The sequence below is a fragment of the Prevotella sp. 10(H) genome, assembly GCF_000711235.1.
GTDB lineage: Bacteria > Bacteroidota > Bacteroidia > Bacteroidales > Dysgonomonadaceae > Dysgonomonas.
The window spans coordinates 525,306-551,007 of the sequence record NZ_JOMI01000001.1; the positions used below are offsets into that span (position 1 = coordinate 525,306).

13 protein-coding genes are annotated in these 25,702 nt (G+C 41.4%); 5 read left to right on the forward strand and 8 right to left on the reverse strand.

The annotated features are described in order from the left end of the window. The first annotated feature begins 378 nt into the window (after nt 1-378). The gene (locus K348_RS0102305; protein ID WP_029902511.1) at nt 379-747 is read left to right on the forward strand and encodes a DUF6463 family protein; all 369 of its coding nucleotides are present in this window, start codon (nt 379-381) and stop codon (nt 745-747) included. A gap of 98 nt (nt 748-845) precedes the next feature. On the opposite strand, the gene K348_RS0102310 is transcribed toward K348_RS0102305, so the two are convergent. Both K348_RS0102310 and K348_RS0102315 read right to left on the reverse strand, forming a co-directional pair. Further along, entirely contained in the window at nt 846-1,163 is a 318-nt protein-coding gene (locus K348_RS0102310; RefSeq protein ID WP_029902514.1) for a DUF493 family protein, read from the reverse strand. A gap of 94 nt (nt 1,164-1,257) precedes the next feature. Then, a complete protein-coding gene (locus K348_RS0102315) occupies nt 1,258-2,859 on the reverse strand; it encodes a DUF6377 domain-containing protein (RefSeq protein ID WP_029902515.1) in 1,602 nt (533 codons plus the stop codon). 245 nt (nt 2,860-3,104) lie between these two features. Between K348_RS0102315 and K348_RS0102320 the strand changes: the two genes are divergently transcribed. Both K348_RS0102320 and K348_RS0102325 read left to right on the forward strand, forming a co-directional pair. Further along, the gene (locus K348_RS0102320; RefSeq protein WP_029902517.1) at nt 3,105-5,393 is read left to right on the forward strand and encodes a TonB-dependent receptor domain-containing protein; all 2,289 of its coding nucleotides are present in this window, start codon (nt 3,105-3,107) and stop codon (nt 5,391-5,393) included. A gap of 39 nt (nt 5,394-5,432) precedes the next feature. Then, on the forward strand, nt 5,433-7,628 hold the full coding sequence (locus tag K348_RS0102325) for an alpha-galactosidase (protein ID WP_029902519.1): 2,196 nt from the start codon (nt 5,433-5,435) through the stop codon (nt 7,626-7,628). A gap of 81 nt (nt 7,629-7,709) precedes the next feature. Here K348_RS0102325 and K348_RS0102330 read toward each other — a convergent pair whose 3' ends face one another. Further along, a complete protein-coding gene (locus K348_RS0102330) occupies nt 7,710-8,273 on the reverse strand; it encodes a YdeI family protein (protein ID WP_029902521.1) in 564 nt (187 codons plus the stop codon). 1,306 nt (nt 8,274-9,579) lie between these two features. Here K348_RS0102330 and K348_RS0102340 point away from each other — a divergent pair. Together K348_RS0102340 and K348_RS18695 are read left to right on the forward strand one after the other, a co-directional pair. Then, the gene (locus K348_RS0102340) at nt 9,580-11,436 is read left to right on the forward strand and encodes an FISUMP domain-containing protein (protein WP_029902525.1); all 1,857 of its coding nucleotides are present in this window, start codon (nt 9,580-9,582) and stop codon (nt 11,434-11,436) included. A gap of 1,206 nt (nt 11,437-12,642) precedes the next feature. Further along, nucleotides 12,643-14,517, forward strand: a complete 1,875-nt coding sequence (locus K348_RS18695) for an FISUMP domain-containing protein (protein WP_051697523.1) — start codon at nt 12,643-12,645, stop codon at nt 14,515-14,517. 210 nt (nt 14,518-14,727) lie between these two features. Here the strand turns inward: K348_RS18695 and K348_RS0102355 are convergent, their stop codons facing one another. The 5 genes from K348_RS0102355 to K348_RS0102375 form a co-directional block, all read right to left on the reverse strand. Then, nucleotides 14,728-18,015 (reverse strand): glycosyl hydrolase, encoded by a 3,288-nt coding sequence (locus tag K348_RS0102355; protein ID WP_051697524.1) that lies wholly within the window; start codon nt 18,013-18,015, stop codon nt 14,728-14,730. A gap of 145 nt (nt 18,016-18,160) precedes the next feature. Further along, nucleotides 18,161-20,095, reverse strand: a complete 1,935-nt coding sequence (locus K348_RS0102360; protein ID WP_029902535.1) for a RagB/SusD family nutrient uptake outer membrane protein — start codon at nt 20,093-20,095, stop codon at nt 18,161-18,163. An 11-nt stretch (nt 20,096-20,106) separates the two neighbouring features. Further along, complete coding sequence (locus K348_RS0102365) at nt 20,107-23,508, reverse strand: SusC/RagA family TonB-linked outer membrane protein (RefSeq protein WP_051697526.1); 3,402 nt, start codon at nt 23,506-23,508, stop codon at nt 20,107-20,109. A gap of 428 nt (nt 23,509-23,936) precedes the next feature. Then, nucleotides 23,937-24,905 carry a FecR family protein gene (locus K348_RS0102370; RefSeq protein WP_029902539.1) on the reverse strand — a complete coding sequence of 323 codons (969 nt, stop codon included), beginning with the start codon at nt 24,903-24,905 and terminating at the stop codon, nt 23,937-23,939. Nucleotides 24,906-24,957: 52 nt separating this feature from the next. Further along, nucleotides 24,958-25,542 carry an RNA polymerase sigma factor gene (locus tag K348_RS0102375; RefSeq protein ID WP_029902540.1) on the reverse strand — a complete coding sequence of 195 codons (585 nt, stop codon included), beginning with the start codon at nt 25,540-25,542 and terminating at the stop codon, nt 24,958-24,960. Between the last annotated feature and the right edge of the window lie 160 nt (nt 25,543-25,702).

Below are 25,702 nucleotides of genomic sequence, written 5' to 3' on the forward strand. Positions count from 1 at the left end.
GTGAACATTAAATACGTGTTATTTAAGATTAAAATACATTAACAAAAGTAAGTGATAATATTTAGTACGGATTGTAAAAAATGATATTAAAGTTTAAATATTTGATAGTAATTTCAGATAACTCCTTTTTCTCAGAAAGAACATAACTATTTACATACCAATACATTAAATTAATTTTCAAGAATAAAAATTATAAAAAACACTACTTTTAAATCATTGATTGACAAATCAATGCGTCAATTTGAACCCTATAATTTAGGGCATGTATATTAACAGTATTTTCCATAAACAGTATAATTTTCTTAATTATTGTAATGAAAAAGTTCCGAATTTTTGTAGCTTTAGAGAATTGGTTACATACCTATTATTATATACAATATGAAAATCTGGAAATACAGCGGAATATTTTTGATTATCACAGGGATAATCCACACGGCAGTGGCTATCCTTTTAGGAAAGGACAGCTATACTGAGATGATAAAGGGAGGATTATATAACAGTGTAAACGATGATTTTACACGGGGTTTTGCTTTCTGGTTCTTTATCTGCGGCCTGTTGGTTATGATGCTCGGATATCTGGCTCATATATTTATCAGGGAAACAGGGAAGCCGTTACCTGCGTTTTTAGGTTACTTCCTGCTTGTTGCATCTATTATCGGTTGCATTATCGAGCCGGTTTCAGGCTTCTGGCTGTTCTTACCGCAGGCATTAATTATAATCATAGCTGCAAGAAAACGGGCAAACTAGAATATCTGTTTTATATAAAGACACAAACGCTTCCGGATATAAATTCGGAAGCGTTCATTGTTTATTAATTAAAATAAATAATTAATAGCGGTAATATTTTAAAGCATCATAACTCCGTTGATAGAAGAAACCTGCCTGTAATAAATTACAACATCGTCGGCATCGTTTACCGGAGTCTTTATCGTAACGCTGGTATACTTGCCATTCCTGCTGTCTTTTAATGAAAAGCTGGCGTTTGCATTATCAAATATTGAATACAGTTTTGCGATATTCTTTTCTTCCGAAGATAGAATAAATTTAAAAATGTAGTCACTGGGAAATGTATGTATTTCCTGTAATTTTTCCTTAAAGTTCAGATAAAAATCATCTACATGCTGATTCTTATCATTTTCTATAATTTCAATTTTTCCATTCATGACTTATCTAAAGCAAATAACGAACCATAATTATACTGATGCCAATCTGTCATAAAAAGCCTAGTCTTTAGGCATTGAAGAATAATCGAAAATATCATATACCTATATCCATCACATTCTTCTCGAAATTATCCCTGTCCTTTGCTTTATTTCTGACTTTCGTGCGGTTGTTATAAACAGTTTGCGCCGAGTAGCGCATAAAGGAGGCTATACGCGAACTATCGTCTATGCCCAGCCTGATGAGGGCGAATATGCGTAGCTCCCTGTTCAGCAGTTCATTCTTTTTAGGCAGAACCTTTTCGTCGGGCAGAAGCAGTTCGTTAAACTCGTCTATAAAAGTCGGGTATAATTTGAGGAAAGCATTATCGAAGCTGTCGAAGAAATCGTCGAGTTCCATCTCGATATTGCGCGTCGAATTCACCATCTTATACAGGTCATAGATCTGTTTGGCAATCAACTTGCGCTTCACCATTTCGCGATATTTATCCAGCTTGTCGATGTAGGAAGAGCAAAGGTCGATAAAGAGGCTTACATATTCTTCTTTCGTATGGTTTGCCTCATTCAGCTTATTATTCATCTGGCTAAGTTCCTTATTGAGCAACTCTACTTCTTTTCTGTTTCTCTTTACCAGTTTCATCTGTTTGTATACCCATGCCAGCAAGGCGATCGTAATAAGGGACAATAGGCTGATAGCAACAAGTGCGAAAGTAATTTTCGATTTCTCCCTTTCGATTTTTGCCTGATAAGCCTCTACAATGATAGGCAGCTTTTCGGATATCTGCACAATACGCAGGCGGTTGTTATAAAAGCGGGCGTCTTCCATCGAGCATTGTATATAACGGTATGCCCTGTCGAGGTCGTCCGGCTTGTTGCGGAAAAGATACAAGGCGAGTTCCTGTCCTGCAAGATTTTCTTTCAACGGGTTCACCTGATCGGATATAGCGGCCATTATCAGGAATTTCTCGTATAAATCCTGACTACCGAAACGGTTGTAAATATTGGCTATATCATAGGTAATGATGGCATACAAACGGCTGTCTTTTCTCATTGTAGGATAAGTCGAAAGAAATATATTCAGTGCATCTTCGAGTTTTCCTTCCTGCAATAGCTTTTTACCTTTATAATAATTATATCTTTCCGTACCTTTTTCGAGTACCGAAAAAACAGAATCGGTATACATCCTTTCTACTCTCCTGTACTCTGGTGCATAGAGGCTGTCGTTGCTGTACTCTCCGGCTTCGTAATACGTCCATTCCGATATATAGTAGTATTCGTGGAGCAGTGAACTATCGAGACGGCTACGGTCGATCTTCCGCAAGTTATCTATAGACTCCCTATACATGCCTGTAGTAGAGAGCAGCATGGACATATTTATGGCGGTTTCGTCCTTATATTTTTGTATACCCGTTTTGTCTGCTAGCTCCTTGTTGTAGAAAACGTAACGCATGGCCGAGTCGCAGCGGTAAGTATTATATTCCTTATATATCTGGTTATTGATAAGATACCGTTCTTCCATGGATAAACCGGAATTGAGCAGGCTGCGCAAGCTGTCGATACGGTTTTCTTTCTTATCCATATAGAACCGGCGCATTTCTATCGCTTTATCAAGTTCTTTCAGCAAATCGTCGCGTTCATTCCCGAAACAGTAAGCGGTAAATAATAAGTGAAGTATGATAAATGAAATAAGTGCTTTCATAGTCGTCGTAATTCTATTGCCCGTTCTTCTTGTCCCGAATATACAAATAATTTTCTACTTACCAACAAAGAGCATCTACCTGACAGCTAAAAACGCATAATTTTAACTCACTTATATACAGACCAATACAAATAGCTACTATTTCTCAAAGTCTACCTGATTACTACCTGACAAAAAATAGGCCTCATATTGCCCGTAGTTTTGCACAGAACCAACGATCATCCATTGAAATACTTTTTTGAACCATGAAAACAATACTTACATCAATCGTTATATTCCTGATGCTTACATTATCACTTATTGTAAACGCACAAGAAACACATCCGGCAGACACCACCAAAACCAAACCTGCCGAAAGTGACCGCAATGTAATGCTGAACGCATCGAATGCAAACGGACCGCGCCAGATATCTATCGGCTTGCCGAGTGAAGACGTGAGCGTATACGAAAACGGATTGCCCGTAGTCTATTCATCTGCCGTACAGGGATTATCGACTCACTGGCGCAGCGATGCCAGTCTGCGGCGCGTAGGGCTGATGCAAATAAACGAAACGGCAATTGCTACCGGAAATATTGCTTATGCCGTCAATTCATTCTCCAATATGGGAACGGAAACCTTTCAGGGAATACTGAACTATAATACGAATCACTTCGGCTTGCAACGTTTCGATCTGGGTATGTCGGGCGCTGTGAATAAGGACTGGCAATTCGCAGGAAGCATCTACCAGAATTTCGATCCGGGTAGTTTCAAACTGCGTTATACAAATTATGTGGATAAAACCCAACTGTATAAAGCTGCCATTACCCGCAAGCTGGGCGAGCGCGGCACCATCAGCCTGCAATATAAATACTCCAATTCACGCCGTCTGGAACAAATCGTGGAAATGGCACCGTTTATCTATGTAGGCGACGGCAGCGTGCAGGAAGTTCCGGGATTCTCACTTGGAACGAGTTCTTATTCTCCCATAGGCGGACGATATACAACTATGGATATGCGAAACGGGCATGTAAAAGAATCAGGCTTGAATGACGAATCACAAAACCATGGCAATGAACTGATGCTGAATATGGACTATACTTTCGACAACGGTCTGCAATGGAAACTCAATGCCAAAGCTATGAAATCATTCAATAGCTATGTATGGATAGGCGCTCCGTCCATTAATATGGTAAATAACGGTATCGAAGAAGGAACGGAAGACGACCCGGATGCAGCGGTTTATTATATCGACGGCACTGACGAGCGTTTCACCGGAATGAAGCAAAACCGTATTGCCAGTTTCCACTACGGGAATATAAAATCAGCTATGCTTACATCCGAATTATTCAAAAAGATATCCGATCATAAGCTACGTTTAGGTCTGAACCAATGGTATTACAATGCAGAATACTGGTCGAACACCATACGCTTCGACCATGATGTAACGGATTATCCGACCATGCTTTCACACACCGTAAATGGAAAAACACTGACAAACTACGCCTTTAATTACGGTGGCTCAGAATACTACGACGGCAACGAAAACAAACTGGCTCTATATATGACCGACAACTGGGATATTACAGACAAACTGAATGTCTATCTTGGAGTGCGCGCCGAATATTACCGCTACAGAGGTAAAAGCCTGCCTTTCGCCCGATTCGACAATTTCCATGTGGGTGCAACCATTCCCGGTACAGACGAGAAAGTTACTCCGGTAGATTTTAAAGGAGATTACTTTAACTACGCGCTTGCAGCAACAGCCACCTATAGGTTGACCGACAAACTTGGATTAAGCGTAGACGGCACAATGGTAACCCGCCGCCCGCGCCTCGAAGACTATGCCACACCCGATTATCCGTCCACAGCGCAAACAATGATTAAACTGGGACGTGCCGGAATATTCTTCAATAACGACTGGATAAATCTTACTTCGCTGGTTTCGTATATCGGCAAAACAAACAACCGCACCGTAGTGAATATCAGCCACCCCACACCCGGCAACAGTGAAACAATGGCCTCGGCTTTCAATTACGATATAAAAACAATCGGTTGGACTACAGATGCGGTGATAAGACCATTTAAAGACTTTAATATTCATTTTTTATTCACATATCAGAAGCCAACCTATGAAAAGTTCGAAACAACTGTTACTTTTACAGACGGAATGAGCAAGAGTATTAATGCCACAGGAAATAATGTTACCGAAATACCTGAAATGCTGATTGAAATAGACCCGAGCTATACGATTGCAAACCGCCTGAATATATGGACTAGTTTCCGTTATTTCAGCAAGACGTATGCTAATCTGAGCAATGCCTTATATTTCAACGGGCATTGGGAAACATTTGGGGGTGTCAACTTTAAGGTGAATGAAAAACTGTCTGTCGGCGCTACCGTCATCAACTTCTTCAACCAGTCGGGTGCAACCGGAACGATTGCAGGCTCGGAACTGATACAGAAGGACGAAGCCGGACGATTCAAAAATACATGGATGGCGGGTAAATACCTGCGTCCGTTTACAATGGAGTTCAGCGCTTCGATTAAATTTTAAATCAATATCAAATACAAATCATAAATAAACCATGTAATCATGAAAAACGTTTCGATTTTATTTTTATTAATCATTGCATCTTTTATGAATGTAAGTGCGCAGCAGACTGTGATAAAGGTCTCTACAAATGAAACTGACCTCGTTCTGAAAACCTCCCCTCTCGGCAGGATTTATCAGGCCTACTTCGGTGAAAAACTGCTCAACGAAAGTGAAATTCAGGCACTCTCCCACTTCATTGCACGTCCGTCATCCGACGGTTCGGTAACGCCGCGCGGATGGGAAGTATATCCCGCATCGGGCAACGAAGACTATTTCGAACCGGCATTTGCCATACAGCACAACGACGGCAACATGACTTCGTACCTGTATTATAAATCTCATGAAGTAAAGAATATAGACAGCAACGTAAAAGAAACGATTATACGTCTGGCCGACGATAAATATCCGGTTGAGGTAACGTTGCACTACATGTCTTTTGCTAAAGAAAACATTATCAAGACATGGACAGAGATAAAGCACAATGAAAAGAAACCCGTAAACATCAGCAAGTACGCTTCTGCGATGCTTTATTTCGAAAGTCCGGCCTATTATCTGAATGAATACAGTGGCGACTGGTCGAAAGAAGCACAACTAAGCACACAGGAACTGAAGTTCGGCAAAAAGATGATAGACACCAAACTCGGTTCACGTGCAGCTATGCATGCCTATCCGTTTTTTCAGATAGGATTGGGAGAAGAAGTAAAGGAAGATAAGGGTAAAGTATTTGTAGGTACTATCGGCTGGACAGGTAACTTTCGCTTTACATTCGAAGTGGACAACGTTAATAACCTGCGCGTCATTTCGGGTATAAATCCGTATGCTTCGACTTACGAACTGAAACCGAATGAAATATTCACAACACCAGAATTCATCTTTACCTTATCATACAACGGAGTTGGAAAAGCAAGCCGCGACCTGCATGCATGGGCACGCAACTACCAACTGAAAGACGGTAAAGGCGACCGCCTGACATTACTCAACAACTGGGAAGCAACAGGCCCCAACTTCAACGAGGAAATATTAGGCGAATGGATGCACGAAGCCAAGAAACTGGGCGTAGATATGTTCCTACTCGATGACGGCTGGTTCGGCAATAAATATCCCAGATTCGACGATAAAAGAGCATTAGGCGACTGGGAACCTACCCGCGAAAAGCTGCCGAACGGCGTACAGGGACTTGTAAAGAAAGCTAAAGAAGCCGGCGTGAAATTCGGGCTTTGGGTAGAGCCGGAAATGGTAAATCCGAAAAGTGAACTGTTTGAAAAGCATCCCGACTGGGCGATAAAACTACCAAACCGCGAAACCTATTATTACCGCAGCCAGCTGGTGCTGGACCTTAGCAATCCGCAAGTGCAGGATTATTCTTTCGGCGTAGTGGATAAGATATTAAGCGAGAATCCCGATCTGGCTTATTTGAAATGGGATTGCAACAGCCCGATAACAAATATATACTCGCCATACCTGAAAGAAAAGCAGAACCACTTGTATATCGACCATGTACGCGGATTCTATAATGTAATAAAACGTGTAACGGATAAGTACCCGCATGTGGAAATAATGATGTGTTCGGGCGGCGGGGCAAGATGCGATTACGAAGGGCTTAAATATTTCAGTGAGTTCTGGTGCAGCGACAATACCGATCCAGTAGACCGCCTTTATATCCAGTGGAATTTTTCTCAGTTCTTCCCGATTAAGGCAATGGCTGCGCATGTGACAAGCTGGAACAAGGCTGCTAGTATCAAATTCCGTACCGATGTAGCTATGATGTGTAAATTCGGATTCGATATCAGCCTGAAAGAAATGAATGCCGACGAACAGAAATTCTGCACCGAAGCCGTTGCCAATTACAACAGGTTGAAAAGGGTAATCCTCGATGGGAATTTCTTCCGCCTTGTTTCTCCTTACGACGGTAATCATACATCGGTAATGCATGTAGGCGAAAGCAAAGACAAAGCCGTACTCTTTACCTACGATATCAATCCGCTGTATAAAGAAAAGTATTACCCTATCAAACTGCAGGGCTTAGACCCGATGAAGAAATACCGTATCAGGGAAATCAACCTGATGCCGGGTGCAACTTCGCGACTGGCAGAAAACGATAAGGTATATTCGGGCGATTACCTGATGAAGATCGGTATAGACGCATTTACTGCTACACGCTTGAACAGCAGGGTAATTGAATTGACAGCCGAATAATAATACATGATATATTTAACGATAAAAGACTACCTCTTGGGGTAGTCTTTTGTCTTATATATTTATATGAATTCTATATAGTTACCCCATTAGCTTTCTATTTTCCTCGAGCAGGCGGACTATTTTCTCTAGCCTTTTCTGACGTGTTTCTTCTCTTTTTGCTTCGAAATAGAATCCTGTAAATTGCTTTTGTGTAGACGGGGACATCGCGCAATAGTTCTTAAATGCCTTGTCGTAGATTGCTAGTTTGCTTTCGAACTCAGACTTTTGTGTTTCAGAAATACTTCTGTCGTGTACTTTATGCCATTGCCCGTTCTTTTTCGCTTCTTCGATCACCTGCAGGCCGAATTCGGTCATTTTGTTTTCGGCAATGAGTTTTTCGGCAAGTTTCCTGTTCTTATCCGACCAGTTGCTGACTTTTATTCTTCGTGAAAAATATTTCCTGTACCTATCCTTGTCTATGGAAACAATCAGGCCGTCGATCCAGCCGAAACATAATGCTTCTTCCAATGCTTCATGTGCCGATAATGTCTTTAACACATCGGTTTTACCGAATATCAGCCAGATGCCTTCACTGGTTTGTCCGTTGTTTACCAGCCATTTACGGAAGCTATCCCTTGTTTCGAAAAATAGTTCTTTATTCATAGTCTGTGCCTTTAATATATTAGGTGCTATTATTTGTAATTTGAGCAGCAATTAAGTTAAATAATAAATATAAGAAATAATAAAAATTCGATAAATAATAGTATAAAAATTATTGAATGAATTAAATATTGCTTATTCAAAATATCAATAATGTGATATTTATAAACTCAATACATAGATTTAAAACCCAAAATTATCATTTAACGTATATTTTTTAAAATTATGAATTCAAGCCCATTTATTCCATATTCGTGTAAATGTCACTTTTCCGTTTTTATATTACCGAAATTTAATTATAAATTTGTACCCAAACAAATTCCCAGAACTAACAGTGCAAACACAACAAAAAATATCAACTTTCTACTCAACTTTTCTCCCTGAAAATTTGGAAGTTAGCTGCGCTTTGTTAGAGAGAGAGAGAGAGAGAGAGAGAGAGAGAGAGAGAGAGAGAGACTCATAAACTAACCCCAAATCTTTCATTTGCATTTATTTGCTTATGCGCATACTCAGGCGCATACCCCTGCATACATGCCTGTACATGCGTAGGAGATAACCATATCTTAAAAAAAATACAAGTCCTGTCTGTTTTTTTCAAAAAAAAATCGGACAGCATCCTTTTATGGCTTACAGCCTGCAATTCCGCATTGTTTTATTTGCTTTCAGCAACTTTACATCTAAAAGAATCAGCACTTCATATATGCACCCCGCTCAGGCCGGTATACCGGCTAATGGACTCACTGTTTTCGCACAAATATATCAATCAACAAACAACCGCAATTTGTATGAAACTAAGAATTAACCCAACGTATGTTTATAACCTGAAAATTAATAACCCGGATGTGCCGGAATATTACGACAGAATATCAAACCCAAATATTGTTGCAATGAGAGTATAAAAAAGACTTTCTGTCCTTACACACCAAACTTTATTGAGACGAGTGTTTTTCTATGAGATCAGATTAACGGAAAACGATGAAACTTGTCAGCAGTATAGCTTTCCAGCCTTAATATAAACGACAAACTACCCTGTTACAAAACTTAACAGATGAACCCCAAAATATATATGATCTTTTTACTGACAAACGAAACAAACAGATTGTACAAATTCATTAAAAATAAAGCAAAGCCATTGAGTGTAAAACTCATAAGTAGGGAATATCCGATTTGTCTTTATTTGTCTTCATCTTTATTATTCTGTTTGGGAAAATAGATAATAATACGCATAACTAGGTATTCCCTACGGCTTTACATTATAGAAGACAAGCAAATAAAGGATTTTAAAGAAACATTAAAGTAATATACAATTATGAAGACTAACAAACAAGCAAAACGAAAATTAATCGGTATCACACTCGCCCTGCTGCTGGTCATCGGCGCCCATGCACAGGTGACGATAGGAATGGGCAAGGAACCCAATCAGGGAAGCCTGCTAGACCTGAAAGAAAATGACCCTGACGGCAATAACGTAACGGCAAAAAAAGGACTGCTGCTTCCTCGTGTCAATCTGACTAAAAAATATACACTGGAAGACATCGATCCGTCCAATAGCGTCCGCCCCAATGAAGAAGCGCATACGGGGCTGACTGTGTACAGCATCAACAAGTGCGACCTCGATGGCGACGGGGTATATGTGTGGATGGGAGACCAGTGGCAAAAACTGTCTTCGGCGAGTACAGTGCCGTCAGTAAATGCTGACAAAACATTCTTCGATTTCCCCAGCGGACGAGACCTGCGTACACTTTCTGCCCAGACGCTGAATATGACATGGGGCAATGGAATGTCGCCCAATCCGCCTACATGGAAGATAATAGCGGGAGAATTAGGTAATAACTTAAGCCTTTCTCAACCGTCAGGCAGTACAGGAACGCTCACCACAAGTCCGCAGGCTATCAATCTTTTACCGCCTGCAATGACGGCTGGCGAGATAGCTGCTAATCCATATTTGGCAAAAGACCTCAAAATCCTGTTCGAATATGATATGACAGGGTGTAAGAAAACGGAATCGGTGCATGTAAGACAGGTTAATAAAGCGCTGCTGATTGATGGGAAAACGACTATCCCTCAACGAACTTATAATACTTCCGCCAATGGTCTGGAGCTGAATGTAGCCAGTAATGCCGAATGGAAACTAATTATTAGTCCGGCTACAAATACTGCTATCAACGGGCTATCTCCTGCTGCCGGAACCATACAGGGAGAAGAAAAAAATGACGGAAATTCTGCTGATGTCAAGCAAAAATACAATGTGGCCTCTGACGGTTACAAGCAACGCTATAATTTTCTGACCTTTACGGATGCACAGACTCCTAAACGTTTCGAAGACATTACACAGACTATTATCCAATGTTCCATCGAGCAGGAAATGACCCTCGCAGAATGGAAAGATATATGGGAACAGTTCTACGGTCTCGATCCTAATAGCGACGAACCGGATTCGGACGGCGACATTTCAAAAAATAAAAACAGGGTACAATGGCACCGCGATCAAAGCAACGGAATCTTCTTCTCCGCGATGTTCGGTAACCAGCGTTGGATGATCAACAATCTGGCAGCAACGAATTATGCAAGTAATACACCCGTGAAACCAAACCTGATATTTTCATATGCATCAACGTCTACTGCTGCCCACTGCGGATATCCAAATCTAAGCAATTCAAATGAAAGCCCCACCTCTAAAACCATGTTTAATAAAAGGGAACGAATAGGGATGCTTTATAACTGGTATGCGGCTACGGGCAATCAAAACACTGCGTCCACTCCTGATCAGTCTACTCTGGATCTAAAAATACAGGGAATTTGTCCTAACGGCTGGCATCTGCCAAGTCAGAAAGAATATATGGAACTGAAAGACGAATTAATTGCTCACTATTACAAATATTCGGACAATACTGACGGAAATCATTACTGTAATACAACCAAAGACATATGTGAAGGAAATAAAGAGGGCAAATCTTTCGACCCGCTTGCCGGTGGATTCAATATCCTGTATGCAGGCGTTTCATACGGAGAACCCGGACTTTTCGGTACAGATGCCTTTATCTGGATGTCCACTAACCTCTCGGCCAATAAAGCACGCTTGCGGGTGAGCGGTAGCCATCCGGCATGGAATATAGAAGGGAACGCCCCATCGGGCATGTTCTCGGTAAGGTGTAAGAAAGACTGAGAATGCATACAAAAGCGTAACAGTTAAATATCATATTATCAGCAGGCTGTGCGATTATTCGTATAGCCTATCTGTGTTTCTCCAATAACATATTCCAACCTTTTTATTACGGATTTGTGGAAATGTTAATATTCCATTTTTATATTACCGAAATTTAATTATAAATTTGTACCCAAACAAATTCCCAGAACTAACAGTGCAAACACAACAAAAAATATCAACTTTCTACTCAACTTTTCTCCCTGAAAATTTGGAAGTTAGCTGCGCTTTGTTAGAGAGAGAGAGAGAGAGAGAGAGAGAGAGAGAGAGAGAGAGAGAGAGAGAGAGAGAGACTCATAAACTAACCCCAAATCTTTCATTTGCATTTATTTGCTTATGCGCATGTCCGAGCGCATACCCCTGCATACATGCCTGTATATGCGTAGGAGATAATCATATCTTTAATAAAATACAAGTCCTGTCTGTTTTTTTTCAAAAAAAATCAGATAAAGTTTATTTATGGCTTCCGGCCAGCCATATCCCATTACTTTATCTGCTATTAACAATCTCGCTGCTAAAAAAAATAGCGCGACAAATATACTCTTTGAGTAAGCTGATATCAAAGTTTAAGGATTTACTTCTTCCGAAAAAACATATCAATCGACAAACACACAAAATTGGAATCATGAAATTTAGAACCGACCAAACGGAGGCTTTCGATTTGAAAATTAAAAGTAAAGCTTCCTCTAAAAAACTGTTCGTGCCGGAATATTACGACAGATCATCAAACCCAAATATTGTTGCAATGAGAGTATAAAAAAGACTTTCTGTCCTTACACACCAAACTTTATTGAGACGAGTGTTTTTCTATGAGATCAGATTAACGGAAAACGATGAAACTTGTCAGCAGTATAGCTTTCCAGCCTTAATATAAACGACAAACTACCCTGTTACAAAACTTAACAGATGAACCCCAAAATATATATGATCTTTTTACTGACAAATGAAACAAACAGATTGTACAAATTCATTAAAAATAAAGCAAAGCCATTGAGTGTAAAACTCATAAGTAGGGAATATCCGATTTGTCTTTATTTGTCTTCATCTTTATTATTCTGTTTGGGAAAATAGATAATAATACGCATAACTAGGTATTCCCTACGGCTTTACATTAAAGAAGACAAGCAAATAAAGGATTTTAAAGAAACATTAAAGTAATATACAATTATGAAGACTAACAAACAAGCAAAACGAAAATTACTCGGTATCACACTCGCCCTGCTGCTGGTCATCGGCGCCCATGCACAGGTGACGATAGGAATGGGCAAGGAACCCAATCAGGGAAGCCTGCTAGACCTGAAAGAAAATGACCCTGACGGCAATAACGTAACGGCAAAAAAAGGACTGCTGCTTCCCCGTGTCAACCTGACTAAAAAATACACACTCGAAGACATCGATCCGTCCAATAGTGTGCGTCCCAATGAAGAAGCGCATACGGGGCTGACTGTGTACAGCATCAACAAGTGCGACCTCGATGGCGACGGGGTATATGTATGGATGGGAGACCAGTGGCAAAAACTGTCTTCGGCGAGTACAGTGCCGTCAGTAAATGCTGACAAAACATTCTTCGATTTCCCCAGTGGGCGCGACTTGCGTACCCTTTCCGAGCAGACACTGAATATGACATGGGCTAACGGAATGTCACCTACACCGCCTACATGGTCCTTAGCGCCGGGTGACCTGGCGAGTAATAACCTCAGTTTTTCAAAACCTTCGGGTACTACAGGGTCGCTGGCTACAAGTCCGCAGGCTATACAACTATTACCGCCTGCGATGAGTGTCTCGGAGATAGCTAATAATCCTTTTCTGGCAAAGGATATAAAGATATTATTCCAATATGATATGGGTGCCAATGGCTGTAAGAAATCGACATCGGTGCAGGTAAGGCAAACAAATAAGGCGCTACTTATAAACGGCAGCACTTTTATTCCGCAAAAAAGCTATACTACGACGACCAATGGAGAAACGTTTTCTGTTACAAGCAACGCCCAATGGAAACTTTCTATTTATCCTGCAGCCAACTCAGCCGTAAGCGGCCTGGTACCTGCTTTGGGGAGCGTACAGGGAAAAGAACTTTACGACGGTACTGCCGACACTCCTGTCACACAAACATTCAATGTAGCTTCCGACGGCACCAAGAAACGTTACAACTTCCTGATATTTTCGGATGTACAGACTCCTAAACGCTTTGTGGACGTTACCCAGAGTATTATCCAATGTTCTGTGGAGCAGGAAATGACAATGGAAGAGTGGAAAGACATGTGGGAAGAGTTTTATGGTCTCGATCCTGCTCAAGAGGAACCTAATTCGGATGGTGATATATCTAAAAATAAAAACAGGGTGCAGTGGCACCGCGACCAGGACGGAAATGCATTCTTCTCGGCAATGTTCGGTAACCAACGCTGGATGACGACTAACCTTGCAGCGACCAGCTATGCGCCGGATAGCCCGAACAAACCGCCATTGACCATTACATACGATGAATCTTACAACGATGCCCACATAGGCTATCCGAACCCTGTGAATACGCCTTCTGCACTCGCCGGTTCGAAGACGTTCTATAATAAGAGACAACGTTTGGGGATGCTTTATAACTGGACTGCTGCTTCAGGTATTTCGAACGCTGCTAATATCGATCAGGGGAATATTAATCATACTCCTCTACAAGGTATCTGCCCTACGGGCTGGCATCTGCCGACTCATTGGGAATGGCTTCAATTAATAGAAGAATTAAAGGATAATCCCACTAAATACTCAGACAATGCAGATTATGAAAAAACCGGCATTACTGCAAAAGATATATGTGAACCGGGCCTTCAAGGCAAATCCCTGGATCCGCTCGCCGGAGGTTTTAACGCCATGCTTATCGGCGCTGCCGGGGATGGAAAAATGATTCAAGAAGGACAGATCTCCTTTTTCTGGTCATGCAGTATCAATTTGCCAAACAGATACTACTGTCGCCTGGATGCGTACTCTAACAAACTTGTTATGAATTCTAATTCGCCAGCAACTATGTTTACCGTAAAGTGTGTAAAAGACTAATTATGAATACAAAAACGTAGTAGTTAAATATCATATTATCAGCAGGCTTTGCGAAAATAATCGCACAGCCTGTTAACATAAATAAAAGCATTTTTAATCCTGTACTGCGCACAATCAAAATTATTTACGTCCTTTTTAGCCAAAACAAAAAATACCTGAGAGCCAAAAATCAGCCCTCAGGTATCTAATCAAAAACCCTTTTATCAATAATTATTCAATTATCTTCAAATTCACTGCGCCCCATATTCCTGACGGGCTTAATTCATCGCTACCGCTATAGAACATATAAGAAATCTCACGTTCCTCAGCAGGCTTTTTATTCTGTTCTATAATCTTATTACGCCACGAAGTGCTCACATTTACTTCCACTTGGTTCTTCCCCTGTCTTAGATAAGGAGTGACATCTATCCTGTATGGTTTACACCATACTTCCCGATCAAGTTTCTTCCCGTTAATCGAAACAGAAGCTGTTTCATACAAATTTTCGAAAGAGAGGAAAACATTTTCTTTCGGCAGAGAACCGGATATCTCGAAATCATTCGTATAAGTTATTATTCCGGAGAAGTGGCGCATGCGGCTGTCATCCGATTTCGCCCAGTTTTCCAGTCCGTGCTGCTTCAGTTCTATCTTTTCTTTTATCCATTTATTGAAGAAAACAATATCCCATGTATTGTCGAGGGTGGCAATCGTTCTTTCCTGTGGCACTTTTCCGTCGCCCGGTACTGTAGTCTTTTCACTGAATACGATGAAACAACTTTCAAAACCGTCAAAGGTTACAGGAATAATTGTCTTTCCATCTTTAAATGTATAGTTATCAATCTTACGCCGTGTACCGTCTACAGGATTCCACAATTCCGGGCGGTAGCCTGTCGTGTTGAATGTAACGTCTACGGTCATCAACGAATCCTTCTGGTTTGTAAGGAAAAAGATATTCCCGTCATTCAAGGCGCGCTGTTTCCATAATAGCGGTGCAGACTGGTCGTAGCTGACAGCTTCCGATGTACCGATTTTCTCCAATACAGTATTTATATGTATATTACAGAAAACATTACCTTTGCCAAACTTCTTTTCTATCTTCTCCTTTATATTATAATCCGCACTCCCCCATATTTCCTTAGATAAGTTCTGCACCTCGCGGTCACACTGCGGATAGCCAACCATACTCGGTGATCTCTCCAGTGGGCTACCCAGTATATTTGCACCCTGACTGATAAGTTCTTTAATGCTTTTCAATACTTCGGGACGTATGGTATTCAGCGGCGGGAGAACCAAAAGCGAGTAACTAACACCGGACGGGAGAACTAAGCGTCCGTCTTTCACCTTAATAACATTCTGTATAACATCCGAATTGATAAAGTCATAATCATATCCTTTCCGCAGGCTCTCGTCAATCCAGCCGCTCATCTTCGGAGATTCTTCACTGATAAAATAGCATACATCGGCATGATGCCTGCCCTGTTGCAGCATATAGCAGCAACGGCGCTGGTAATCTATCCATGCTTTCGACTGGTCGAACCATGTATTATGCCTGTTATACTCTATGCCGAACCATGAATTTACACCGGGCACGCGGTCTTCGTAAGGCTGATGAATACACAAGTGCATGATACACTGATTGATTCCTTCGGCGTAACTTTTATCCCCGAATTCCTTCAAATTTCCGGGATAATACGTAAAACTATGGTTAATCGTAGTATACGATTCGGCATATACCACATTCTTACCATACATATGCGCCCCCGACGAAGCCAGACGGCACTCGATATTATCGCCATGGTTTGTCCAAAACTCGCCACCAATAGCAGGTGAATATTTACTGTAAAGTATAAACTCGGAAGGGAAACCATCCCAGCCATAGTTTTCGAGCCAGAGCGAAACACCGTTCTTCTCGCTTATCTCCCGCATTCCACCTACAAATTCGGAGGCAACACGTTCGGCTATTAAACGGCGCATATCCCACAAAAAGCGGTTCGATTCGTCTGCCGAGCCAACAATCTGTCCGGTCAGTACAGCCATCCACGGGTAAGGGTCGTAACCGTATCTGTTGACAAAAACAGTATCGAATCCGTCTGTCCAATTCTCAGGGCCTGTTTCGTAACTGTCGGCTATGATACGGTTGAATGATTTAAGGTCGCTTTTGGACATGCCATTTACAATGCGGCCAACATACGAATTATAGTGGTTTTGAATAGGGCGCCTGTTCATTTTATCTATTTCCAGTCCGCGGGCTACAGGCGCAGCAGGCTGGTTAGTCGTATTGGTAGTAGTCATACCTATGCGGAGTACTTTCCATTTGCCTTTTGGTACTTTCCAGTAGAGGGTATCGCCTTTCAGATGCTTGGAGATATTTTGTATTTGTTTTTCCGTTACCACTCCGACAGTACTTATCTGCTCCTGATTAGGCCATATATGAGCGAACCAGTCGGGCGTTGCCTTGCTCGGTATTTTAATGAGCCACTTTTCGGGATAGTTTTCCAGTATTGGTTTTGCCGATAAGTCCAATTCGCGTATTTCAAATCCTTCCGGCACATCTTTCATTATAATCCTGAATTCGTCCGAAGTAACTTCACCGAGTGATAAAGCCAAAGGCGCCGAGGGGTCTGCCCCCATGCGTACCTCCCTGTTTATACGGTCGAAAGAATGCGATTTGACAGTCACAAATTGTCCGTTTTTTTTCATCAATACTTCGCAATTCATCTGGAAAGACTGATCGCCGGGCTTCATGTAGAGGCTTCTTTTGGTTTCGGGCTTCCGGTATTTAATATCTATTTGTACAGGCTCATCTCTCTTATTGGTAAATTTACAGATCGTACCAAGGTCTGAGTCTGTGAGATTATTTAAAGCAGATGTTTCCGGCATCGATTTGATTGTCGCTGTCTTCGAAGATTTATCTTCCAGCAATACGGGATAAGCAATTACGGAAACATCCTGAAAAAAATCTTTAGGCTTACCTATATATTGACTGATTGTTTTAGGACCTTCAACTTCTACTTCGGAATATACCAGATAGCGCATCGCATCTTCGGGTTTTACCCACGGGCCGCCCGACTGGCTCCAGCCCGGACAATTGAAAAGACTCACATTTATCCCGATACGGCTTCCTTCGCGTATAGCATGGCGCATGCATTCGAGCCATTCATCGCTGAGAGTCTTAACGGTTCCTTCTCCCCCGCCCCAATAGATATTGCCGATATATACCTCTCCCATTCCCTTGCTGTGCAGGGCTTCGAGGTCTTTAGTAATTCCTTCTTTCGATACGTTTTCGTTGAGCCAGTACCAGTAAGTGCCAAGCTTGGTAGAATCGGGAAGATTTACAAAGCCTTCATACATCTTATCTATATTGTTGCTGCGTAGAGGATTGTCTTTTATATTTTTATCTGTCCTTAAAGCGAAAAGAAGTACCGGCGCACTAAGTAAGAGGCATACTATCCCCCACCGGACAAGCTTTTGCGAAAACAATCTGGGCATGTTTTCAAGAATATTATTATACTTTTTCATATGTATTTGTTAAAATATCGATACGGTTAAGCACGACAAAGGTATAAAGAGTGTGATACTCAATTATATTGATTTTTGATTTTATAGATTTAAAAAATGACAGAATGTGGCAATTTACATTTACCACATTCTGTTAAACAGTCAATTACTGATCAGCAGCTGCCAATTCGTCGAATGTACTGATCGGCGGCTGGTTGTTTCCATAACCGGAATATCCGTAATTCTGGTTTATCCGTCCATTCAGGTTAGCATCGATATAGCTTTGCGTGATCGGCCAGAAAATATTATGTTTCCCCATCCTGTACTCGTCGCCATGCAGTGTCTGCACACCTTTATTATAATAATTATTATACTTGGTAATACGGTGCCACCAATAGCTATTGCTACTTTCGTCAGCCAGACTCTTAGGCGACTGGTATGTGCCTTCCTCATTTGCCTTAATAAATGAAACGCGCACGAGTTCTATGTGGCGGAATTCTTCATATAAGAGTTCGCGCCCTCTTTCATCCATAATCACATCGAGTCCGTCAAGTCCGCTAAGATCGGAAGCATTGAAAAAAGTAGTACATTTTGCACGCTTCCTTATTGTATTCACATCTTCGGCTGCTTTCGCGTAATTCTTCGCCCAGTAATAGGCCTCTGCCCTTAAAAGATAGGCTTCTGCCAGACGATAGAGGTACATATCGCCGGGGCCACCTATATATTGTGTACCTGTATATCCGTTGGATACTTTACGGTCGATATCTTCCACCCACAATTTATAATAAGGAAAATCGAACCAGCAGCGGATAGAATCCCTGCACAACAATGTACCGTCATCCGCAAACTTCTGTATCGGTTTCATATAGTATTGTTCATCGGCAGTGCCGACAAGGTCTACATTATTATATTTGAGGTTTTCCATTACAAACCAGTTGCCCGTTTCTTTGCTGTGGCGAAGATCATTCTTATCCGTCCACATGCCATTTTCGGTGAAATAAGTAGGGCGGGCAAATGCTTCCCCTGTTCCGAATATTTCCCTGTAATCCATATAACCGGGATATTGCGTCATCATTTCCGGTGTGCCGGCACGCTTACTCATTCCCAGATTCGATTTACTAGGCGTGAGGATACCGCGGTTAGCATCGGCCATACTCCAGAATGGGGTAAAGTTGTTAAGCAAGAGAGTATTCATACGGCTTTCTTCGTTATCGTAACGATTGACCATGGTCATAATACTTTCCTTGTTAGGGGGAATGGACTTATTTACAGGGCGGTGCAAATCCCAAATCACATTGCGTGTAACAGGATTGTCGTCAGGAAATGGGTTGTCGAATGTGCCGAACGGTTCTTCCATCAATTCATAGCCACAGTCATTGATAAGGATATTAGCCGCATTTATTGCCTTATCGAATTGCCCGTCAGCAATATAGAATTTGATTAACAGCATCAGACATGCGCCTTTATTTTCTTTTCCGTAATCGTCACGCAAAGCGATATGATCAACGGCATACTCAAGGTCTTTCACCATCTGATCTACGATCAGTTCCATTTTTGTGGAACGGAAGTCAAGCTTAGGCGATGTCACTTCTTTAGAAACCAGCGGGATATCACCGAACTGGAACATAAGATGATAATAACGCCATGCACGCTGGAAATAGGCACGCGAAAGCATCTGTTCTTTAACGGACTGATCCATTTCCAGATCGGGAAGACGCGAAATCACGGTATTTGCAAAGGCAATCCCCTGATAACCTATATTGTAAAACCAACCGGACATATTAGAACCGAACCAGTAATTATTTGATATCGGAGTGAGTTGTGTTACCCAGTCCTGCGCACCGCTGAGGTCGGAAATAGCCGTTACAAACATATCCGAGAAAATCATCTCTGAGGAAAATCCAGAGCCCTGTTCAAACCAGTAATAACGTATCTGACGTGTGCAGGTGGTAAGGCTGGCCTCGAGTCCTTCCCGCGTGGTAAAGGTTATATCCGGTTCGTAAAAAGAAAGTGGTTCCGGATCCAGCCAACTCTCGGAACAGGAAGATAACAGGCAAACGGCTGCTGTGATATATAATGATTTAAATAAATTCTTTTTCATGATAGTAAAAATTAAAAAGTTATAGTTGCACCTAATGTGAATATACGCGGAATGCTTCCTCCGGTTTCCGGATCCCAGTAATCCCAGTCTTTAGCAAATGTGAGTACTGCTACATTACGGATAGTTCCGTATACCCTGATATCCTGTGCCTGCAACATATTTGTAATTTTTTTAGGGACTTTGTATCCGACAGAGATATTTTCGAGACGAATAAAGTCTTTGCGTATTACTTTCTTAGGCTGGGCATTCGATACCAATGTGGATTTTAATCGTGCATACGAATTCGATTTATTTTCAGGCGTCCAGTAGCCACGCACATACGTATTCCTGTAATCTCCTTCGTGATTGAAAAAGTTCAGATATTCGGTAGTAGCCTGTTTATGCCCTGTTTGAGCATACAGGTTGAATGAAATATCCCAGTTTTTGAATACTGTAAAATCATTACGCAACGACCATCTGAATTTAGGCCTTTCCTGTCCTAAAAATACTTTATCTTCCTGCCCTATTTTATAGTCGTTATTCACATCCCTTGCGCGTGCATCTCCAGGCTTTTGTCCGTATTTTGCAGCCTGTTCGGCTTCATCTTCCTGCCATATGCCGACGAATTCGAAATCCCATATTGTAGATATGTCTTTGCCTACAAACCAGCCTTTGCCAACGTCATCCTTTTCTTTCGAACCTATCACGTTTCCATTTTCGTCTATTACATCTTCATAGGTATAGTATAGATGTTTGATACGGTTCCTGTTGTGCGACAGGCCGAAAGTAGTAGACCAACTGAAATTTTCCTTATCTATATTCCTTGAATTTATAGATATTTCAAAACCGTCGTTTGTAACCCTACCCAGATTTGTTACTACTTTATCATATCCGGAGACATTCGGCAGTGTACGATCCATCAAAAGGTCTGTAGTAGGCATATAATACCACTCGACACTACCGTTAATACGATTATCCAGGAATCCGAAGTCAAGCGCTGCATTCCATGAGGCGGTACTTTCCCACTTCAAGCCTTTATTAGACATGCGCTCAATTTGTAAAGAGCCGATTTCATACAGGTTTCCTGTCTGGGTAAGATAGGAATATTTTCCTGACGTACCTCCGTACAATTGCGACAACGCCTGATAGATACCGATATCCCTGTTCCCGTTTTTACCCCATGAAAGGCGCACTTTACCGTTACTCATCGGTTCCCAATTGAAGAACTTTTCGTTGGAGAAGTTCCATGCTCCTGCCAGAGCGGGAAAAGTTGCGCGCGGGTTTGAACGTCCGAAAGCTGAATATCCGTCGCGACGTATAGATGCCGTAAGCATATAGCGGTTGTCATACGAGTAGAACAGACGCGCCATAAGTGCATCACCTGTATATTTTTCATCATTCGAACTGATTTTCTTATCGGTCGCAACTTCCATATAATGCCATTGCAGTACATCGGACGGAGAGAAATGAGAACCGGTCATGCTTTCGCTCCAGTATTCAAATTTCTCGGCGCTTTGTAATAAGGTCACATCAAAGAGGTGTTTCTGGGCAAATGTATAATTCCATTTTATCATATTATCCAATGTCCATACAATGGAACGGGCAGTACTTCTTGATGCTGTGCCTTTCTCTGTATCGAACACGCTTTGCGAACTGTTCCAGTCCCTGTTCTGCACCCAGCTGTAACGCGGGGCGATAGTAAACTGATAAGAAATATTATAGGGCAATTTCAGTTTTGCATACAGGCTGCTGGTAACGTTCTGCGTGCCGGAACTTTTCGACTTCATGGAATTGTTATACCTGCTGTTTACTCCGCTCACCGTACGTTGCTCTCCCATAGGCCACGGGTTCAGGGAACCGTCTTCATTATATGGTGTCGAAAATGGAGAATTAGCCGATTGCCCACCTGTATCTACTCCTATAAAACCTTCATCGCGACTCTGTAAGAAGAGGTTTATACCCGCTTCGAGGAAATTGGTTGCACTGGCTTCGAGTCGCACGCTTGTACGGTAATTTTTGAAACGGTCTCCTACCGTATTTCCTTCATTGTCCATATAGCCTAACGACCAAAAATAGTTCATATTGGAAGTCTGCCCGGAAAGGCTTAGGTTATAATTCTGCTGTACTCCTGTCTGCCACGAATCATCGTACCAGTCGAAGGTATTTCCCGCAAAGTAATTCTTCTTTTCCAAATCTCCCAAGCCGATGCGTTCTACCCATACCTCTTCCGACCCTTTCGAACTTTGACCGATTGCATCATAATTGCGCCATTGCTCTTCGGTGAGATTGTATTTCTGCAGGTTTTCAGCAGTAGGCTTTACGTAATAGCCTTGGTTTTGGAAACCGTTACTGCTTGCCGCATAGTCTGAGCGGTATTGCAGATAACCCTCAGGGTTGTATACTTTGCGGTTTGCGCCCATAGTGGCGAAGGCAATACTGCCGTCGAACTGGATAAGCGGCTTGTTGCTCTTTCCTTTCTTAGTGGTAATAATCACTACCCCATTTGCAGACTTGGCACCGTAAATAGCTGCAGATGAAGCATCCTTCAATACATCGATAGATTCGATATCTACCGGATTGATTTCCGAAAGGTCTCCGTTGAAGAGTATTCCGTTTAATACAATCAATGGACTATTATCGGCTCTCAGAGAACGGTCTCCCCGGACAGTTAATTTGGCATTATTCTTAGCACTACTCGAAGACGGTTCAACGATCAGTCCCGGAGCGGTGCTTCGCAAGAGATCCTGCACAGTGGTCGGCCTTTCGTAAGCTAATTTTTCAGCATCGATATGGCTGATCGATCCGGTAAGGTCTTTCTTCTTCATTGTACCGTATCCCACCACAATTACCTCATCTAGCAGGCTGGTATTTTCCCGAAGCGTAATATTGTATACATCCTGATCAGAAGCATTAAATACTTCTTCGGTATAGCCGATATAGGTTATCTGAATGACACTGTTAAATGTAATAGATAAGCTGAAGCTACCATTTGCATCTGTCATTACACCATTTGTCGTTCCTTTTTCGACTACACTGGCTCCGACAATAGGCTCTCCGTATATATCCGTCACGACACCGGAGATTTTCTTCGTCCTGATATTATCTGTATTTACTACAACTGGTTTATCCGAAATAACGATAGACTTCGGCGAAACAATGCTGTAATTCAGATTTTTCCCGACAAGTACGTCATCCAATATGGAAGAAACTGTTGTGTTCTTTTTTTCAATCGTGATATTTTTCGTATCGTCTATCACAAGATCACGATAAGAAAAGCGGTAAGTAGTTTGTTTTTCGATAGCACGGAAGACTTCTTTTAATGAAGCATTTTTGAGATTAACCGTTATCAATTTTTCCTGCGCATATATAAATGAGGAAAAAAAGAATAGCAACGAAATCAATGTGAGCAGCTTAAGCCGGGCATGTTTGTTCATTTTACTATAATTTTTAATTAGACTTAAAGTAGCCCTCTTGGGCAGTTTAGAAGTAATGACAAGTATATTTAAAGAAAGTACCGATAGAAAAATGTGTTGTAAAACATAAAACTTATATAATTGAATTTAAATGCTCAATTATTTAATAAACTTTTTTCTTGATAAAAAAGTTACATAAAATCAAGGCTGCAACCCTCGCAGACCCACCAACGACTTGCCGGCTGAAAGTGACAAACGGGCTATTGCCCCCGTCCTTTTCTTCGCCGTCTTCGCCGGACAGGAACCCGCCTTGGGTACTAATGCACGGAGGGCTGACGCACTAATAAGGCAATGAAAAAAATATCATATTTCTCTACTGATCAAAAGATGTAATAAAAAACTGCTTTCCTAACGGATGCGGTTTGATATTTGTTATAATAATATATTTTTTACCTCATTATTATCTTCTTACCGTTCAGTGTAGCTTTCAGGTGATATGATTGTTCTAGTACTTCGAGTACTTCATTCAGGTCATTTATCGGCAATGTCCCGGTAAAGCTATCTTTAAGGCAGTCTTTGCATTCTACTGTCATCGCTACATCATAACTTTCTTCGATAGTGCGTATAACTTCCGATAATTCAGTATTACGGAATATCATATCGCCACGCCGCCAGGCCGACATCTCATTCACATTTTCATCGTCGAAGACTGTTATCTGGCCTGTAGCCTGATCCAGTATGGCTTTCTGGTTCTTTTTCAGAATTACTTTCTGGTTGTTTTGTACCGATAGTAACGACACACTGCCCTCTTCGAGCGTCAGTATAGCCTGATTATCGGTATCGCGCACATAGAGATTGAAAGTAGTGCCGAGTACTTCTATATGCAATCCCCGTGCATCGATAAGGAAAGGAACATGCTGATCGCGATGTACCTGAAAATACCCTTCGCCATTGAAATCGATCTTCCTTTCTTTCTTATTATAGTCTTTAGGCATATATTTCAATGCCGATTCGGCATTCAGCGACACTATCGTTCCGTCGGGCAGGGTAATGGTTGCACGCTCGGCCTTCCCGGTTGTTACCAGCATTTCGTTGGAGAGGATCAGGCTGTTTTCATGATACAGATAGATTGAGAATGCAATGAACACAGGCAATAAAATTGCTGCTGCAATCTGCGCCCAACGGGCAAATGAAGATAAGTTAATCCGCTTTTTGCCGATAGCCTGATCGCAATTGGTCTTGATCCTCTTTATCATTTCCTCATCTACGGCAGAAGTATCTATATCTTCACCCAGCCAGATATTGCGCATTTCTTCCTCAATCTCCGTATCAGATTTTGAGTTCACATTATCTTTGAGTTCCGTCAATTCCGGCGGAGTCAATTTATCTTTTCTATATTTATTTAATAATTCATTCATTATTTTATATATAGTGACGGATTATCCTTCTTTTAGTACCGTCAATCTTAATCTAATTAATAAATAATAACATATACAGAATGAACAGGCTTCCCAGTTTCTGTCGTAATATTTTCAGTCCGGCAGAAAGCTGATTCTTTACAGTTTGTTCGCTCAATGAAAGCTGTTCGGAAATCTCTTTATTCGAAAGCTGCTCTATCCTCGACAGTCTGATAACGTTCTGCTGAGTAGTGGAAAGTGATTGCATAGCTGCATCAAACTTTTTCTGAAAATCCTGATATTCCAATTGATATTCCGTATTATCCGAAGACAATGCGTCTTTGTAATTTACGAATTCTTCATATACAGGATCATTAAGTTTTGATCGGAAAGCATTTATCAACTGATGTTTAGCCATAATAAAAAGCAGCGAGCGAAGCGTATCTTCCTGTACTATCTTTTCGCGGTTAGTCCAAAGCTTAATAAATACATCCTGCACGATTTCTTCCGATTCTTCGGCCGACTTATTGAATTGCAAGCTATAGGCATACAGACGACGGGCATACATCTGATACAGTTTATCAAATGCCTTATGCGACCCGTTCTTTAGTGAGCGGATTAGTGAAGCTTCGTTGTTTTCGTCTGTATATTTATTCAAAGTATCAGAAATAATGATAGGGCAAATATAATTATTTTAGTTATTCGGGGATATTGGGGAGGGAAATTGTTTTGTTAAAAAGGGGCATGTAAATGTATTTGGTTTGATTTTTTTATTAGCTTCGCATTTTAACTTAGTACTGGAAAACAGGCAATATATA

Bases quoted from the DNA above. Each gene is read 5' to 3' on its own strand.
- K348_RS0102340 (WP_029902525.1), top strand. From the start codon at position 9,580: ATGAAGACTAACAAACAAGCAAAACGAAAATTAATCGGTATCACACTC.
- K348_RS0102370 (WP_029902539.1), bottom strand. From the start codon at position 24,905: ATGAATGAATTATTAAATAAATATAGAAAAGATAAATTGACTCCGCCG.
- K348_RS0102330 (WP_029902521.1), bottom strand. From the start codon at position 8,273: ATGAATAAAGAACTATTTTTCGAAACAAGGGATAGCTTCCGTAAATGG.
- K348_RS0102305 (WP_029902511.1), top strand. From the start codon at position 379: ATGAAAATCTGGAAATACAGCGGAATATTTTTGATTATCACAGGGATA.
- K348_RS0102315 (WP_029902515.1), bottom strand. From the start codon at position 2,859: ATGAAAGCACTTATTTCATTTATCATACTTCACTTATTATTTACCGCT.
- K348_RS0102365 (WP_051697526.1), bottom strand. From the start codon at position 23,508: ATGAACAAACATGCCCGGCTTAAGCTGCTCACATTGATTTCGTTGCTA.
- K348_RS0102355 (WP_051697524.1), bottom strand. From the start codon at position 18,015: ATGAAAAAGTATAATAATATTCTTGAAAACATGCCCAGATTGTTTTCG.
- K348_RS0102320 (WP_029902517.1), top strand. From the start codon at position 3,105: ATGAAAACAATACTTACATCAATCGTTATATTCCTGATGCTTACATTA.
- K348_RS18695 (WP_051697523.1), top strand. From the start codon at position 12,643: ATGAAGACTAACAAACAAGCAAAACGAAAATTACTCGGTATCACACTC.
- K348_RS0102360 (WP_029902535.1), bottom strand. From the start codon at position 20,095: ATGAAAAAGAATTTATTTAAATCATTATATATCACAGCAGCCGTTTGC.
- K348_RS0102325 (WP_029902519.1), top strand. From the start codon at position 5,433: ATGAAAAACGTTTCGATTTTATTTTTATTAATCATTGCATCTTTTATG.
- K348_RS0102310 (WP_029902514.1), bottom strand. From the start codon at position 1,163: ATGAATGGAAAAATTGAAATTATAGAAAATGATAAGAATCAGCATGTA.